The sequence below is a fragment of the Corallococcus caeni genome, assembly GCF_036245865.1.
Taxonomy (GTDB): Bacteria; Myxococcota; Myxococcia; order Myxococcales; family Myxococcaceae; genus Corallococcus; species Corallococcus caeni.
The window spans coordinates 52,016-68,407 of record NZ_BTTW01000008.1 but is presented as its reverse complement, the minus strand read 5'-3'; the positions used below and the strand labels follow the sequence as shown (position 1 = coordinate 68,407).

Below are 16,392 nucleotides of genomic sequence, written 5' to 3'. Positions count from 1 at the left end.
CCGGGGACTACCCGTTGATGCGCACCATCGCGACGTCGTAGTGGCGGTCCGTCACGTAGCCGTTCGCGGCCTTGCCGGGGCGGTACATGTTCCCGGTCTTGTCATCCACGTAGAAGCGATTGTTCGGGTTCGTGTCCTTGCCCTTGCTGGCGTTGGTCGTGCCCGGGTCGTGGAACGTGTAGTAGGTGCGGCCCTTCTCGTCGACGCCACGGCCCGTGATGGTCACGAAGTGGTCCGTGAGGCCGTCCACGTTGTAGTTCGAGTCCTTGTGGCTCACGCCCACGACCACCGGCTTGCCGGCGTTCAGCTGCTGGTCGATGTACTTGCGGCCCTCGGCGGCCTTCTTCGAGTCCACGTTGAGCGCGCCGACGCCGTTCTCGCTCTTGCCCACCTGGATGCGGCGGTCGGGGCCCAGCACGTTCGCGCCCTTCGCGCCCGCCATCGCCACCGCGGCCTTGAAGCACGCCGTGTCGCTGGGGGTGTAGCCGTGGCCGCCCTCGAACTGGCTGTAGTACGGCACCTTCACGTGCACCGCCGGGCCCGACTTGGACGGGGCCACCTGCTGCGTGTCCGTGCGGTCCGCCTCCGTGGTGGGCTTGGAGGTGTTCGCGCCGTTCGTGCGGCCCGGCTTCGAGTCGTTGTTCACGGACGGGGGAACCACGCCCGTGTTGGTGTTGGCCGGCTTCGTCGTAGCGCCCGACTGCTCCTTCTTGAGCATGGCGAGCGCGTCCTTCACCTCCGACTTGAAGCGGTTGGCCACGCCCTGCTGCACGTCCTTGGAGTTGCCGGAGAAGTGCACCAGGGTGCCGCTGGCGTTCGTGCGGCCGCGCTCGGCGTAGATGTCCTTGATGAGCTGCTCGTCGCTCACCTTCGCGGGGTCGCGGCCGGCCAGCGCCTTCTTGAAGATGTCGTCCGCCGCGCCCGGGCCGTGCTGCACGGAGGTGGACCAGGCCACGTCACGCAGCGCCGCGGAGCGCTTGTCCAGGTCGATGCCCGTCGCCTTCTTGATGTTGGCGGCGCCCGGGTCGTAGTGCGTGGCCTTGATGTAGTCGTGCTGCGCCTTGTCGAAGCCCTTCGGGTCCTTCGCCGCCAGCTGCTTCCACTTGGCGGAGAACTCCGCGGAGCCCGGCTTGCTGCCCGACAGCGCCTGGTAGTAGTCCGGGTTCGACTTCTTCAGCGAGTTGACGAACGACTGCGCGGAGCCGTTCGCGGACGCGAACTGGTAGGAGCCGTAGGACACGCCGCCCTTGTCACCCTTGCCCGTGGACACGGTGCCGGGGCCGCGCGCCTCGTACTTGCGGCTCAGCGAGCCCAGCTCTCCGCCCGCCGTGGTGGTGGTGCCACCCTCGGTGGAGGGCGTCGTCTTCTGCGTGCCGCGGGTGGACTGCGTGAAGCTGTCGCCCGACGTCTTGGTGCTCGTGCCCGGCTTCGTGCCCTTCGCCTCGAAGCCGTCCTGCTGCACCTTCAGCGTCTGGCCCGCCAGGATCTTGTTCGGATCCTTGATGTTGTTCGCCTTGGCCAGGTCGGAGACGGACGTGTTGTAGCGCTTCGCGATCTCCGAAAGCGTGTCGCCAGAACGGACGCGGATGTTGGAGACGGACATGGGAAGCCCCGGGTGTCAGGCCGCGAACACAGGCGCCGCGGACGTGCTTGGATCGCCGTGATTATCGAAAGGCAATGCGATCAGTTTCGCATTCACATTCACAATCGTGTCAAACCAGTGATTCCAGCAACTTCAGTTTCGACGGATCAATCCGCTGAGACTAGAGAGCCCGCCCAGGAGGCCCAATCGGATGTCCAGGATCCAACCGGATTTCAAAAGTGTGGCATTGCTGTTTGCCATTTGCGTCACGGGCGTGGTCCCGGACGCCTCGGCCCAGGGGCCCGAGGGACTCACGGGGGTCTACTCGAACAAGCAGGGGCGGCTGGCCATCGTCGAGGGGAGCAACGAGACGCTCGTGCACTTCTCGGGGTCGTTCCCGCAGGGCAGCAGCGTGGGCACCTGCGACTGCGCGTGGGTCGTCCAGAAGAAGACCGCCACGGCGTGGACGTTGAGCCAGGAGGACGAGCCGCACCCCTGGACGCTGCGCGTCAATCCCAAGCAGTTCGTGCTGGAGTCCGGCCCGTCGCCCCAGTGCTGTGGCGCGGGCTACCCGGGCAAGGACACGTTCGCCCGGAGCACTTCCAAGCCGCTGGGCATCTGCAAGGTGAAGGCATCCAAGGCGAGCTTCCACGCGTCGGACGCCGCCAACACCGCGCGCAAGGCGTTCGTGGTGTCAGGCGACGCGGTGGAGGCGTACGTCGACCCGCTGGAGCCGGACTTCCTCGCCGCGCGCTTCCAGGGGCCGCAGAAGGCCACGGCGGGGCTGCTCAAGCGTGAGGACCTGGACTGCTCGGCGGACTCAGGCCCCACGGCGGCCAAGGCACCGGTGGCCGCGGACAAGCTCCAGCCCTTCGCGGGGACGTGGGTGGAGCTGACGAAGCAGGGCAAGGGCTTCGTCGTCCTCAAGCCCTGCTCCGCCGCGACGCGCAGCTTCACCGTCAAGCCCGCGACGGGCGAGGTGGAGGTGCAGCTGGGCCAGGAGGCCACCACGCTGAAGGTGACGTCAGTGGAGCCCGGCAAGGGCGCCGGGGCGTGGGTGCTGGGGCTCACGTCCTCCGACGGCAAGCCGGAGCCGCTCCAGTGGAAGACGGCCGACGCCGCGAAGGGCACCGTGACCGTGACGAGCCCGGACCTCTTCTCCCAGAGCCACGACTACGTGCGCCAGGAGAAGAAGTCCGCGTTCCCGTCCAAGCAGGAGACGGGGTGCGACGAGTACGAGCGCTGACGCGCCCGTGAGCGCGGCCGACGCGCGGCATCGCCTGGTCGACCTCAGGTGGAAGTGTCTCCAGGCGGTGTCGGGGCGTGGTGGGCGGACAGGCGCGGCTGGCCTCCGGGGCCCAGGAGCCCCTGCATGGCGTCGAAGAGGTTGAGGTTGGACCCGCTGGGGAGGAAGACGACCTTGTCCAGGCCTCCGACGACGGCGGCCTGGGCCTGCGCGGCCACGGCCTTCACGAAGTTCTCTCCGCCGCCCAGGGACTCCACGCGCTGGCGGAACTGCGAGGCCTCCACCTCCGCGAGCCGGGACTGGCGCTCCACCTCCAGGTCGTTGAGGCGCTGCTGGCGCTCCAGCGTCACCTGGGTGGTGAGCCGTTCGCGCTCGGCCTCCGCCTCGGCGCGGATGCGGGAGGCGCGGGCGTCGGACTCGGCGCGGGCCAGGGCCTCCTCGCTCTCCACGCGGGCCCGCTCCAGCTGCGCCTCCGCCTCCACCTTGGCGCGGCTGAGCGTCTCCAACTGGTGGTTGCGGTTCTGCAGTTCGATGAGGGATTGGCGCTCGGCTTCCGACTTGCGGTGGCTGGCGATGTCCGCGAGCTGCTTCTCCTCCTCGCTGCGGATGCGCTTGAGCTCCGCGGCGGCCTGGGCCTCCTGGCGTGAGGCGTCCAGCTGGATCTGGATGTTGGTGTCGATGGCCTCGCGCAGCTTCAGGGCCGTCTTCTCGTCGACGGGGGCGATGTCCTTGATGTCGATGTCGATGATGCGCAGCTGGTTCTCGGAGAAGAGGCGGTCCTTGCGCGCGCGGCCCGCGTCGTCCATGCCGAAGATGGCGCGGCGGATGAGCACGCTGGCGTTCTTGTGGAAGGTCTCGAACTCGTTCTCCGCGGCGACCTGGCGGATGCGCGACGCGAGGTTCTCACACACGTATCCGATGAAGTCGTTCACCCGGAAGATGGCCTTGTCCTTCTCCGGGTCGCCCTGCACGTCGAACTGCCACTTGTAGGAGAGCTTGATGCGCAGGCGCGCGTGGTCGCGCGTGGCCACCTCGAACAGGTCCGTGGCGAAGTCCGGCCCCAGCCGCAGCATCAGCACCTTGAGCTGCCGCGGGCGCTTGGGCGTACTGCCGGACAGGTCCAGCACGGTGACGTCCTCGTACGGGCGCAGCATCACCTTCGCGGGGCCGAACTCCACGCGCGCGTGGTTGGTCTCGAAGTCGTTGATGAGAACCGCCGTGTTGTCCTCGATGCGCAGCACGATGGCGCGCGTGCGGTCCCCCTTCTCCGCCTGGGTCGTAGGGCGCGGCGCGCGGGCGTCCTTCGCGTCCGCCGAAGGTGGCAACGGCGGAGCAAGGCCCAGCAGCGCCTCCGCGTCCGGAGACAGGCGCTTCTCATGCAGCTCCTGGTGCGCCTCCGGCATGAACTGGCACGGCCCCTGGACGAGCGACACCTTCCCCGAGCGCAAATCGCGCACGTAGAGGCCTTCCCCCTGCCCCAGCGACAGCGCGGAAATCTCCCGGTGGATGAGGACCTTCTCGCTGGGCACGTAGGTGCGCGGGCCGCGGACGATCCACGTGTCACCGGCCTTGCGTGCGCGGGGCTCGCCGCCCTCGTTCTCGGAGAGGTCATCCAGCGCCTGGAGCTTCAGCCCCTGGAGCTCCGACAGGACGTGCTTGCGGCGCACGTCCCCTTCCAGCGCTTCGCCGGGCTCCAGGAAGAAGACGTCCGGACCGGAGACGACCTTGCGGCGGCCCTCCTGGACGCGGCCGGTGGCGCGGTCCACGGGATTGAGGATGACGCAGTATTCGGTCTCCTTGAGGACGCGGGCCTTCTCCAGCGACACGACGGTGACGGCCTCGCCGGGCACGTAGCGGCCGGGGCCGCGCACCAGCCACTCGTCACCGGCCTCGCGACGGCGGGGCGCGTCCGGGGTGCTGGTGTCCATGAAGGCGGTGAGCGCGCGCAGGCGCAGCGCCTCCGACACGCCCAGGACGTACTCCGGGACGATGTCGCCCTCCAGCTCCTCGCCGGGGTACAGCGGGAAGACCTTCGGGCCCACGCGGACCTCGCGGTCGCCCACCGCGACGCGGGCCTGGCCGAAGTCGTCCAGCGCCACCTGACCGTCCACGCGCACCACGGGGTTGCGCACCACGCACCAGCTGCCGGCGCCCACCTCCACCATCCGCTCCTTCGCGACGAGCGTCAGGTGCGCCTCCAGCGTCAGCACGCGCGGGCCCACCTCCATCAGCACAACGCCGCGGTTGGCGTCCTCGATGTAGGCGTACTCGCGGTTCTTCAGGGAGATGCGCTGGATGGCTTCGGTGCTGGGGGCGGACGGCACGGGACACCTGCTCGGGCGGGAGGGATTGGCCGCGAGTCATTGCGAGCCCCGTGCCTCTGTCCACCGCCCTGGGACGGTCTTGCACTGCTCCGGACTGGCACGGCCGCCCGCTCCATTGCGGTTCGGACAGCGCGCCAGACTGGACCAGCGTCGAACTTGGATCGCCTCTGCGCGTCTGTTCGAATGCCCTCGCGGTGTGGGCCCGGATGCTCCGGCCCCATTCCCCCCGGAGGAAGCATGAAGCCGTCGCGACTGAAGCGGTCCCTTCCCGGCCTTGCCCTGATCATCGGCGCCATGGCGGGCTCGGCCCTGGCCATGGTTCCCGGCTCGGCGTCGGAGACGAGCGACAACCAGGCGGTCCGGATGATCTGCTCGGCCAGCTGCAAGCCTTGCTACAGCCAGTATGACTGCGGCAACGGCGAAGGCTCCTGCGGCGTCTGGCGTTGCATCAACCCGTAGCGCGCACTCAAGAGCCTCCGAGTCCATGGACCCGGAGGCTCTTTGCCAGCCGTCAGCCCCGGGCGGCCCGTGCGTCGCGGCCCCGGGCGCGGGCGGCCTTGGAGAGCACGTCGCTCCCCTTCTCCTCGCCCTTCATCCACGCCTTCATCGCGGGCACCACCTGCTTGCTCCAGGCGCGGCCGGCGCGCATGGGCAGGAAGTCCTGCACCAGCGCGTCCACCAGTCCGGAGAGCTGCTCGGTCAGCTCCAGCCGCTCGCTGAGCTGATCATCCTCTTCCTCCGTCATCAGCGCGGGCAGCTTGGCGGCGCGGATGTCCAGGAACTCGGAATCGAGCGTGACTTCGTATTCGCGCTCGCCGTGGGAGATGCGCAGCCGCGCCTGGGACACCAGCAGGCCCCGGTCCAGTGAATGGCGCACGTTCTCCGAATACGGCGCCAGCGTGCCCTTGGCGCTCATCTCCGTGACGTCGCCCGCCACGCCGCGCAGCACCACCTTGCCCAGGAAGAGGACGACGACACCCGCGCCGTCGAACTCCACCAGCGGGTCGCCCGACTCCGAGCGCCACAGCAGCCACGTCATGAACTCGCGGCCCAGGTAGGCCCGGCCGCGCAGCAGCTGTTCGCGCGCCTTGCCCTTTTCGACCTCGGCTTCGTCCTTCTCCTCCTCGGTGGCGACGCCGTCCACGCCGACATCGCCCCGCGCGAACGCCGCCTCTTCCCTCGCCTGCTCACGCCTCGCCATGGGTGTCCTCCACCGAAGCCGTCGCCGGCAGGTCCATTCCAATGAGCTCCGCCGTGGGGCCCAGGGCCTTCTCGTCGATGCCCGCGCGCTGCGCCATGGACGCGGGCGTGATGCCAATCACCTTCACCGCCAGGGCGCCTTCCAGCGCCACGCAGATCTCATCCACCGTCTTGCGCGACGCGGCCCAGACCTGCACCGTCTGCGTCTTCAGGTTCCACGTCACGTCCAGCACGCTGGTGCGCGGCACCGCGCGCTGACGCAGGAGCTGCTTGAGCTCCGCGCGCTGCTTGTTCTTCTCCGCGCGCGCGGGCGGGCGGCCGTTCTCCCTGGCGAAGGCGGCAGACCACTTGTCCAGCTCCGACTTCATCATCGACGCGGGCACCTTCAGCGTGTCGATGCGGAAGCCGAACAGGGCGTACTCGCCATAGAAGAGGTTTCCGGTGGCGAACTCGGAGGACTCCGGGTTCTCCAGCTCCACGAAACCGGCGGCGCGCTCCTCCTCGGAGCGGCGGTCGATGGGCTCGAACGCATGGGACTTGAGTCCCTTGGTCAGCCAGCGCTTGACGTCGGACGGCGCATCCTTGGCCGGCTCGGTCCGGAAGCGCGAAAAGGTCACGGCACCACGTAGGACAGGCATGGGGCGCGGCAGGATGGGGGTCGCGTGGCGCCGCGTCAAGGCACTCGGTGTGGCTGGACGGAGAGGCCTGGGAATAGCCCGCGCGCGAAGCCGTTTGCCCGTGCTCCGTCCAACCGTGCACGCCTCCGCCCCACCCCGCCGGCGGGAAACCATGACACTCCCAGGCACGCGACATACGGTGGCCGCCGCCATGCGCCGCGCCCTCTTCCCCGCCAGCGTTGCCCTCTTCCTGTCCGCCTGTACCCACGCGCCCGCCACTCCGGACGGCGCCCCGCGGAACACCCTGCCCGGGGTGACGAACGCCCTGCTGGAGACCCTGGAGGCGGACGGCGCCATCACGGGCGCCTATGTGGTGGACGCTCGCACCGGGGCGCCCCTCTTCACGCACCGGGAGAACGTGCGGCTGTTGCCCGCGTCCACGATGAAGGTGGTGTCCACCTCCGCCGTGCTGTCCGCGCTGGGGGCGGACTTCCGCTTCGTGACGCCGGTGTCCCTGGAGGGCTCGCAGACGGGAGGCCTGTTCCTGGGCGACGTGGTGGCGCAGGCGTCCGGGGACCCGTCGCTGGGCTCGTGGCGCTTCCCGGAGACGGCGCTCGCGTGTGACCGCATCGCGGAGGCCTTCCAGGCGCGCGGCATCCACCAGTGGCGCGGCAACGTGCGCATCGCCGGCACGGACGGCGTGGATGGCGGCCTGGGCCCCGGCTGGGCCTGGGACGACGCGGCGTATGCCTACAGCGCGGCACCCACGCCCTTCGTCTTCCGCGAGAACGTGGTGGACCTGGCGCTCGCCCGCGCCCCCGGCGCCACCTGCGCGGATGCGCCCTCCATCCAGTGGACCCCCACCTTCGCCACGCTGTCCGCGGTGGTGAACGTGGACGTCAACGCGGAGCGCGCGAACCTGGCCTGCGTGCGCGGGGGCGGTGGAGTGCGGTGCACGTGGCGCTCGCCTTCAGGGGGGCCGTGTCCTCAGGCCGCCGCGGTGAAGCTGTCCGTGGACGCGCCGGAGGCCCTCTTCGCCGCGTGCGTGGACGACGCGCTGGCCCGCCACGGCGTGACGCGGCTGCCCATGTCGCTGGAGGCCCCCACCCCGCCCATGCCGCCGGTGCCGGTGCCGCTGGTGGAGTTGATCAGCCCGCCCCTGTCGGAGCTGGTGCGCGCGACGAACAAGGAGAGCCTCAACCTGTACGCGGAGCGGCTGGGCATGCGCTTCGCGCGCGAGCGCACCGGCAACGAAGGCTACGCCGCGCTGCGCACCGCCCTGGTCGCGGAGCTGACGCGCCGGGGCGTCCCGTCCAAGGACCTGCGCCCGGTGGATGGCAGCGGCCTGTCCCGCTACAACCTGGCCACGCCCCGGGGCATGGCGCGGGTGCTGCTCACCAGCCTGCAGGAGCCCTACGGCGCCGCGCTGGTGGACAGCCTGCCGGTGCTGGGCGTGGACGGGACGCTGGCGGGCCGCAAGACGACGCAGTCCACCGCGGGCCGCATCCGCGCGAAGACGGGCACGCTCACGGGCCAGAAGTGCTTCGTGGGCGTGGCGGAGCGCCCCAACGACCCGGAGCACCCGCGCGTCGTCTTCGCGCTGATGCTCGGCAACATGGACGAGGGCACGAAGCCCAACGCCAACGAGACCTTCGACACCTTCTCCACCGCCCTGGTGGAGCTGCCCCTGCGATGAGCGTCCCGCAGGGGACCACCCGCATGCGAGGTGAACCATGAAGTCCAGAATCGCAGTGACGACCGCGGCGCTGCTGTTGCCGCTGGTGGCGGGGGCCGCCGGCAAGGCGCCCGCGAAGCCGGCCGCCGCGGAGAAGCGGCCCGTGGAGACGACCTACCACGGCACCACCGTGGCGGATCCGTACCAGTGGATGGAGTCCGCCACCGACCCCAAGGTCCAGCAGTGGACCGACTCGCAGAACACGTACACGCGCGCGTACCTGGACAAGCTCCCGGGCCGCGAGCCGCTGCGCCAGCGCATCACGGAGATCCTCTCCTGGAAGTCGCCCGGCTACGGCGGCCTGGACGAACAGGGCGGCACGCTGCTGGCGCTGAAGTACCAGCCGCCCAAGCAGCAGCCCACGCTCATCGTGGTGGGCTCGCTGGACGACACGTCGAAGGAGCGCGTGCTGGTGGACCCCACGGTCGTGGACACCTCCGGCAAGACGACCATCGACTGGTTCCAGCTGTCGCACGACGGCAAGAAGGTCGCCGTCTCCATGTCCAAGGCGGGCACGGAGAGCGGTGACGTGTCCGTGTGGGACGTGGCCTCCTCGAAGGCGATGCCCAACGAGCTGGTGCCGCGCGTCAACAGCGGAACGGCGGGCGGCAGCCTCGCGTGGAACGCGCAGGGCACGGGCTTCTTCTACACGCGCCATCCGCGGGGCGAGGAGCGCCCGCCCGAGGACCGCAACGTCTACCAGCAGGTGTACTTCCACGCGCTGGGCACACCCACGGAGAAGGACACGTACGCGCTGGGCAAGGACTTCCCGCGCATCGCGATGACGGAGCTGGAGTCCAGCGACGACGGCCAGTACACCTTCGCGCGCGTGGCCAACGGCGACGGCGGCGAGTACGACCTGTTCCTGCACGGTCCCAAGGGCACCTGGACGCAGGTGGCGAAGTACGCGGACAAGGTGGTGTCCGCGCGCTTTGGCAGCGACGGCGCGGCGTACCTGATCAGCCGCAAGGATGCGCCGAAGGGCAAGGTGCTGCGGCTGCCCCTGGCCACGCCCACGCTGGACAAGGCCGCCGTCATCGTGCCGGAGGGCGAGGCGACGGTGCAGGCCGTGGTGCCGACGAAGAGCCGGCTGTACCTGCTGGAGCAGCTGGGCGGTCCGTCGCAGCTGCGCATGGTGGACCTGACGGGCAAGGCGCAGGGGCTGGTGCCCACGCTGCCGGTGTCGTCGGTGGGAGGCCTGGTCCGCCAGGGCGCGGACGACCTGCTCGTCGTCAACGGCAGCTTCACCCAGCCGGCCGCGTGGTTCCGCTACTCGGCGGCGGACAACAAGCTCACGAAGACGGCGCTGGCGCGCACGGCGCCCGTCGACATGAGCGACGTGGAGGTGGTGCGCACGGAGGCCACGTCCAAGGACGGCACCAAGGTGCCGCTCACCATCCTGAAGAAGAAGGGCACGAAGCTGAACGGGAACAACCCCACGCTGCTCACCGGCTACGGCGGCTTCAACGTCTCCATCAACCCGGGCTACAGCCCGCTGACGGGCATGTGGCTGGAGCAGGGCGGCGTGTTCGCGGTGGCGAACCTGCGCGGCGGCTCGGAGTTCGGCGAGGAGTGGCACAAGGGCGGCTCGCTCACGAAGAAGCAGAACGTGTTCGACGACTTCTACGCGTGCGCGAAGCTGCTGGTGGACCAGAAGTACACGCAGCCGAAGAAGCTGGCCATCCAGGGCGGCAGCAACGGCGGCCTGCTGATGGGCGCGGCCCTGACGCAGCACCCGGAGCAGTACGGCGCGGTGGTGGCGCGCGTGGGCATCTACGACATGCTGCGCACGGAGCTGACGCCCAACGGCCAGTTCAACGTGACGGAGTACGGCTCGGTGAAGGACCCGGAGCAGTTCAAGGCGCTGTACAGCTATTCGCCGGTGCACCAGGTGAAGGACGGGACGAAGTACCCGTCGGTGCTCTTCACGTCCGGGGCCAATGACCCGCGCGTGGATCCGTACCACTCGCGCAAGATGGTGGCCCGGATGCAGTCCGCGACGGCGTCCCCCAAGCCCATCCTGCTGCGCGCCAACGCGGAGACGGGCCACGGCATGGGCACGCCGCTGTCCGCGCGCATCGAGGAGGAGGTGGACGTCTACTCCTTCGTCTTCAACGAGCTGGGCATGACGTACAAGCCCAACGCGACGAAGAAGGTCTCCGCGCCCGCGCCGCAGTAGCCGTGCTTCTCTTCACGCCCGTCTCCCGAGCCCCAGGGCTTGGAGACGGGCGTTTCTTCTTCCGGATTTCGTGGCAGCCTGCCGCCCCATGAGCCCGCTCATCCCCTACTTCATCCTTTCGCCCGTGGTCGCGGGCGGCCTGGCCTGGTGGACGCTCACCCGTCTTGGAAAGAAGCGGAACGCGCGCGCGAAGGGTTCACTGGACGCGGTGGTGACGCGGCTGCAAGGGCAGAAGGCCACGGGGACGGTGGACCTCTTCGTCCAGGACGTGTCCTGGTCCGGGGAGACGGAGCTGTCGCCGCAGAACTGCCGCATCCGCGTGGTGATGGGCGGCCAGGATGCGGCGGCCATCCCCCCGCGCTTCGAGGTGGAGAGCGCGCCGGGAGCGCCCCGTCCTCCCGCGGACGTGCTCGCGGCGCTGCGCGTGCTGGATGCGCAGGCGACGGAGGCCCTGAAGTCCGGCGGCTGGAGCTGGCAGCGGCCCACGGTGAGCTTCGAGCCAGCGACGCCGCCGCGGTAGCGCTGGGAATGGCGTTGCCTGCCGCACGTCCGGCGGGATTCCGGTGACGGGTCGAGGAGCGCGGTGCCAGCATGCGCCGCATGTCCCAGACCTTCCTCGATACGCTCGACACGCCGGCCGCCATCGTGGACCTGGACCGCGTCGAGCGGAACGTCCAGCGCGTCGCGACCTACGCCCGCGAGCACGGCCTGCGCTGGCGCCCCCATACGAAGACGCACAAGACGGCGGAGCTGGGCGCGATGCAGGTCGCGGCGGGGGCTTCCGGCGTCACGGTGGCCACGGTGCTGGAAGCCGAGGTCATGGCGTCCGTGTCCGACGACGTGCTGCTCGCGTACCCGCCCGTGGGCGCGCACAAGCTGGCTCGGTTGATGGCCCTGCCCTCGCGCGTGCGGCTCAGCGTGGCGCTCGACTCCCATGAGGCGCTGGAGGGGCTGGCGCGCGCGGCCCGGGAGGCGGGGCGCACCGTGGGCGTGCTCGTGGAGGTGGACCTGGGCATGCGCCGCGTGGGGCTGCGCACGCCGGAGGAGACGGTGGCGCTGGCACGCGCGGCGGCGTCCACGGCGGGAGTGGCCTTTCGCGGGGTGACGTTCTACGCGGGCCACATCCGTGTTCCCCAGGCGGAGCTGTCCGCCGCGATGCAGGCCCAGGCAGCGGCGCTGGCGACGTTCGTGGGCGCATTGAGCCACGCGGGCCTGCCGCCGGAGGTGGTCAGCGGCGGCTCCACCCCGACGCTCTGGCGATCCCATACCGTGAAGGGCCTCACGGAGATCCGTCCCGGTCTCAACGTGCTCAACGACCGCAACGCGGCCGTCATCGGCGCCTGTGATTGGACGGAGTGTGCCTATTCGGTGCTGGCCACGGTGGTGAGCACGGCCGTGCCCGGCCAGGTGGTCATCGACGCGGGGTCCAAGGCGCTGGTGAAGGAGGAGGGGCTCGCGCCGGGCTACGGCGCCCTGCTGGACCGGCCGGAGGTCGTGGTGAAGAACCTGTCGGAGGAGCACGGCCTGCTGGACGTGTCCGGCACTGAGTGGCGCCCGCGCATCGGTGAGCGCGTGCGCGTGGTGCCCAACCATGTCTGTGTTTCCGTCCCCCAGCATCCCCGGCTGCACGTCGTGCGCGGCGACGAGGGCGTGGCGGCGTGGGAGGTCACGGCGCGCGGCTGGTGACAGTCCGTACCGCCCCAGCGTGCCGCCCGGCTGTCATCTAGCGGTCCGTGCGCTGCCACTGGCAATGGGGGATGCCGCTGACGGTGTTGTGTCTAGCATTTCGCCGGTTGCCGGAAGGACTTCCGGCTGGGAGGCGGCATGCATAAAGCAGAGGGCTTTTCCGTCACGGCGGCCATCGCTGCACTGTTCCTGGGAGCACCCGCGGCATTCGCGGCGGACAGGGAGGCGCTCGACGCCCGGTTGCAGCAAGCGAAGCCTGTCGAATGCGACGTTCAGTGTGGCGACGTCATCACCCAGCACACGAAGCTCACACATGACCTGTCATGCCCGGGCACGGACGAGCCCGCGCTCCGCATCGAAGGTGACGGCATCGTCCTCGACCTCGGCGGCCACACCGTGAGCCGCTCGGGCCCGGAGCGGTTCAACACAAGGGGCGTCGTGGTCAGCGGCGAGAGCATGGTGCGCCACGGCACGATTCGCGGCTTCGGTCAGGGTGTCCGGACCGTCGCCACGGGCTATCTGCGGCTGCACGAGCTCACGTTCGCGGACAATGGCGTCGCGGTCTACAACTACACGGGCAACCGCTTCCTCGTCACCCATTCACGCTTCATTGGCAATGACTTCGGATTCTTGAGTGAGTTCGACGTGTCCTCGGGGTCGCTCGACGTGAGGTCGAGCCATTTCGAGAACAATGGCCAGGCGATCTTCCTGAACAGCCACTCCGCCGACGTCCTCGACTCGACCTTCACGTCGAACGAGGTCGCCATCAACTGTTTCTATGGCAGCACGCGCGTCCGCTCGAGCGTCTTCACACGGAACCAGGCCGTGGCCTCAGCTGCGGACCCCGGCCAAGGTCCATTCCTCTGCGATACGCTTCGGTTCGAGGACTCCCTTCTCGCGAACAACACCTCGTTCGGATTGCAAGTGGTGTCGAACCTGGCGATGGTCAACAACCTGCTCATGGGCAACGACGGTGGACTCGCAGTCAAAGCCAGCACGGTCTACATCCATGGCAACACCTTCTGGGACAACGCGGGTGGACTGACCCTCAGCGACTCTCCCATCGTGGCTGGACAGCGGCTCACCGGCATCGTTCGCGCCAACCGGTTCCTTCACAACGACGGTGACGGCCTGCGCGTCCTGCCGCCCAGCACGCCCACGGTGATTGGCAACGTGGCCGTGGGCAACACGGGCTGGGGCATCCACGCGCCCACCGCCTACGACGGGGGCGGCAACGTCGCGCGGAACAACGGCGCGGGCCAATGTGAGGGCGTCACCTGCGCCCCCTACTGATCCTTCGCCTGCTTGTCCCGCCCCATCGTGCCTCCGAGCCGTCAGCTTCTGGCGGCCCTGCTGACACTGACAGGCAGGACCCCGGCCACCCGTCCTTGTCTAGCATTGCGCCGATCGCCGGAAGGACTTCCGGCTGGAGGCGGCATGCATAAGGTAATGGGCTTCTTCGTCACAATGGCAATCGCGGGACTGGCCCTGGGAGCGCCCCCGGCGCTCGCGGCAGACAGGGAGCCACTCGACGCCCGGTTCCAGCAAGCGAAGCCGGTCGAATGCGACGTCCAGTGTGGCGACGTCATCACCCAACACACGAAGCTCACGCATGACCTGTCCTGCTCGGGCACGGACGGGCCCGCGCTCACCATCGAAGGTGATGGCATCGTCCTCGATCTGGGGGGCCACACCGTGCGCGACTCGGGTCTGTCCCAACCGGGCGGATACGGCATCGTGGTTTCCGGCGACAGCATGGTGCGCAACGGCACGATTCGCGGCTTCGCGATAAGCATCTTTACCGAAGGCGCAAGCTATCTGCGGCTGCACGAACTCAAGTTCGAGGACAACGGCGTCGCAGTCTACGACTTCACCAGCACTTACTTCCTCGTCACCCACTCCCGTTTCATTGGCAGCAATTACGTTTTTTTCAATGACTTCGAGCAGTCCTATGGGTTGTTCGACGTGAGGTCGAGCCATTTCGAGAACAATGGCAACGTTTTCCTCCTGCAAGGCCACATCGCCGACATCCTCGATTCGACCTTCACCTCGAACGATGTCGTCATCGACTGCTTCAGTGGCAGTCTGCGCGTCCGTTCAAGCATCTTCACGCGGAACCAGGCTGTGGTCAGAGCGGTTGACACCGGTGGGAGACCTGACTTCTGCGGTCACTTGCGGTTCGAGGACTCCCTTCTCGCCAACAACACCTCGTTCGGGACCACGGCAGAGCCGGTTTGGGTGCCGCAGAGCCTGGAGCTGGTCAACAACCTGTTCGTGGGCAATGGCAGCGGCCTTGAGGTCTACACCTTCACGGTCTATGTCCATGGCAACACCTTCTTGAACAACGCGGGAGGGTTGACCTTGAGCAACCTTCCCTACGTGGCCCTTCCGCAGACCGGCATCGTTCGCGCCAACCGGTTCCTGTACAACGACGGTGACGGCCTCCGCGTCCCGCCGCCCCACACGCCCACGGTGATTGGCAACGTGGCCCTGGGCAACACAGGCTGGGGCATCTACGCGCCCACCGCCTACGACGGGGGCGGCAACGTCGCGCGGAACAACGGCGCCGGTAACTGCGAGGGCATTCTCTGCGCCCCCTACTGACCCCTCGCCCATCTCAGACGATGCGCTGCAGCTCCTGCGTCAGCATCTCCTCCAGGTGCCGGATGTTCCGGTAGACGAGGCACCGGTAGCTAGAGACATCGAAGCGCAGCTCCTTCACGTCGCGCACCAGCATCAGGGTGGGCTTGCCGCGTCCCCAGGCATAGCCCACCTCCAGATAGACATTGGGGTTCGCCAATGACAGGTCCGCGATGACGACCTTCGCCGTGTCGATGCGGTCCCGGATGCGCTGGATGATGGGGCCGTCGAAGACGGCCTGGTCCACCCGCTCGCACAGCAGGCCGGCCGCCTTCACGGGGTTCAGGATGCCGTAGTGGTAGGTGTCCTCCAACTCCGGCGCGAAGGGCATCGCCACGAAGGCGTGGGGCTTCTCGTTGGAGTTCGCGCCCGCGCTCGCCATGGGCGGCGCCTGGACGAAGCGGGACGTCCGCCGCACGCGGAAGCCCGTGGCCCCCATCAGCGGCTCCACGCCCGGCGTGAGCCCGAGCCCCAGCGCGATGGCCTTGCGCAGCCGCTCCACGCGCTTGGGGTTCAGCTCCACCACCGTGATGCGCGTGAGGTCGCGCGGCCCGCTGCCGCGCTGGAACGCGTCCACGAAGCCGCCCACCAGGGCCAGCACGGCCTCGTCCTCGTCCAGCCCATAGTTGGGGCCATGCACGGTGCACGCGAGGTGACGCACCTCGTGCCGGGGCTCCAGGAGCTGGAGCGCGCGCACGGAGAACTGGCGGATCTCGTGGTAGCCGAACTGCCGCAGGCGCACCGTGCCCAGGAAGAGCACCAGCGGAGCCCCCAGGCTCCTTCGCGTGTCGATGAAGCGGTGGTCCCCGGGGAGCAGGTCGAAGGCGTCCATGGCCACGCCCGCCGCCTCCAGCCGGCGCGACACCGCGCCGTCCGCCCCGTGGAAGCCCTGCGCGTACTTCAGCAGCACGGCGTCCGCGGGCGTCTCCCCCACGTCTCCCAGGTCCACCACGACGTCCAGCGTGTCTCCCATGGGCCAGGGACTGTAGGGCGTCCCGGTCCGCCCACGCCATCCCCGGCGCCCGTCGCCGTGCGTCAGGAAGGGCGAAACACAGACGTGACAGCAGCGGTCAATCCCTGTTCAATGAGCGCCCAGCGCCTGCCTGGCTGTCTTTCAGGCCACCTCCGCGCTGCCTGTGAAGCGCTTCACAGTTTCCGCCGGGGCGCCCCGGGTAGCATTTGG

General features: G+C 69.0%; 13 protein-coding genes. 8 read left to right on the top strand and 5 right to left on the bottom strand.

From position 1 onward, the window contains the following. Positions 1 to 7: 7 nt before the first annotated feature. Complete coding sequence (locus tag AABA78_RS29515; protein WP_338268153.1) at positions 8 to 1,603, bottom strand: LysM peptidoglycan-binding domain-containing protein; 1,596 nt, start codon at positions 1,601 to 1,603, stop codon at positions 8 to 10. A gap of 220 nt (positions 1,604 to 1,823) precedes the next feature. Between AABA78_RS29515 and AABA78_RS29510 the strand changes: the two genes are divergently transcribed. Then, entirely contained in the window at positions 1,824 to 2,828 is a 1,005-nt protein-coding gene (locus AABA78_RS29510; RefSeq protein WP_338268151.1) for a hypothetical protein, read from the top strand. A 44-nt stretch (positions 2,829 to 2,872) separates the two neighbouring features. On the opposite strand, the gene AABA78_RS29505 is transcribed toward AABA78_RS29510, so the two are convergent. Then, complete coding sequence (locus AABA78_RS29505) at positions 2,873 to 5,152, bottom strand: hypothetical protein (RefSeq protein WP_338268149.1); 2,280 nt, start codon at positions 5,150 to 5,152, stop codon at positions 2,873 to 2,875. 237 nt (positions 5,153 to 5,389) lie between these two features. On the opposite strand from AABA78_RS29505, the gene AABA78_RS29500 reads away from it, so the two are divergent. Next, positions 5,390 to 5,611, top strand: coding sequence for a hypothetical protein (locus AABA78_RS29500; protein ID WP_338268147.1), 222 nt, complete (start codon positions 5,390 to 5,392; stop codon positions 5,609 to 5,611). Positions 5,612 to 5,663: 52 nt separating this feature from the next. On the opposite strand, the gene AABA78_RS29495 is transcribed toward AABA78_RS29500, so the two are convergent. Both AABA78_RS29495 and rdgC read right to left on the bottom strand, forming a co-directional pair. Beyond that, positions 5,664 to 6,353, bottom strand: a complete 690-nt coding sequence (locus tag AABA78_RS29495) for a hypothetical protein (protein WP_338268145.1) — start codon at positions 6,351 to 6,353, stop codon at positions 5,664 to 5,666. After that, complete coding sequence (gene rdgC / locus AABA78_RS29490) at positions 6,340 to 6,990, bottom strand: recombination-associated protein RdgC (RefSeq protein WP_171415665.1); 651 nt, start codon at positions 6,988 to 6,990, stop codon at positions 6,340 to 6,342. The genes AABA78_RS29495 and rdgC overlap by 14 nt, the downstream gene beginning before the upstream one ends. Positions 6,991 to 7,180: 190 nt before the next feature. On the opposite strand from rdgC, the gene dacB reads away from it, so the two are divergent. From dacB to AABA78_RS29460, 6 genes are all read left to right on the top strand, one after another. Further along, positions 7,181 to 8,665 (top strand): D-alanyl-D-alanine carboxypeptidase/D-alanyl-D-alanine endopeptidase, encoded by a 1,485-nt coding sequence (dacB, locus tag AABA78_RS29485; RefSeq protein WP_338268144.1) that lies wholly within the window; start codon positions 7,181 to 7,183, stop codon positions 8,663 to 8,665. Positions 8,666 to 8,702: 37 nt separating this feature from the next. Then, the gene (locus AABA78_RS29480) at positions 8,703 to 10,883 is read left to right on the top strand and encodes a prolyl oligopeptidase family serine peptidase (RefSeq protein ID WP_338268143.1); all 2,181 of its coding nucleotides are present in this window, start codon (positions 8,703 to 8,705) and stop codon (positions 10,881 to 10,883) included. A gap of 88 nt (positions 10,884 to 10,971) precedes the next feature. Further along, entirely contained in the window at positions 10,972 to 11,403 is a 432-nt protein-coding gene (locus tag AABA78_RS29475) for a hypothetical protein (RefSeq protein ID WP_338268142.1), read from the top strand. A 71-nt stretch (positions 11,404 to 11,474) separates the two neighbouring features. Continuing rightward, positions 11,475 to 12,569 carry an alanine racemase gene (locus AABA78_RS29470; RefSeq protein WP_338268140.1) on the top strand — a complete coding sequence of 365 codons (1,095 nt, stop codon included), beginning with the start codon at positions 11,475 to 11,477 and terminating at the stop codon, positions 12,567 to 12,569. A gap of 138 nt (positions 12,570 to 12,707) precedes the next feature. Next, on the top strand, positions 12,708 to 13,862 hold the full coding sequence (locus AABA78_RS29465) for a right-handed parallel beta-helix repeat-containing protein (protein ID WP_338268139.1): 1,155 nt from the start codon (positions 12,708 to 12,710) through the stop codon (positions 13,860 to 13,862). A gap of 144 nt (positions 13,863 to 14,006) precedes the next feature. Then, positions 14,007 to 15,173, top strand: a complete 1,167-nt coding sequence (locus tag AABA78_RS29460) for a right-handed parallel beta-helix repeat-containing protein (protein ID WP_338268137.1) — start codon at positions 14,007 to 14,009, stop codon at positions 15,171 to 15,173. 13 nt (positions 15,174 to 15,186) lie between these two features. Here AABA78_RS29460 and AABA78_RS29455 read toward each other — a convergent pair whose 3' ends face one another. After that, entirely contained in the window at positions 15,187 to 16,182 is a 996-nt protein-coding gene (locus AABA78_RS29455; protein ID WP_338268135.1) for a hypothetical protein, read from the bottom strand. Between the last annotated feature and the right edge of the window lie 210 nt (positions 16,183 to 16,392).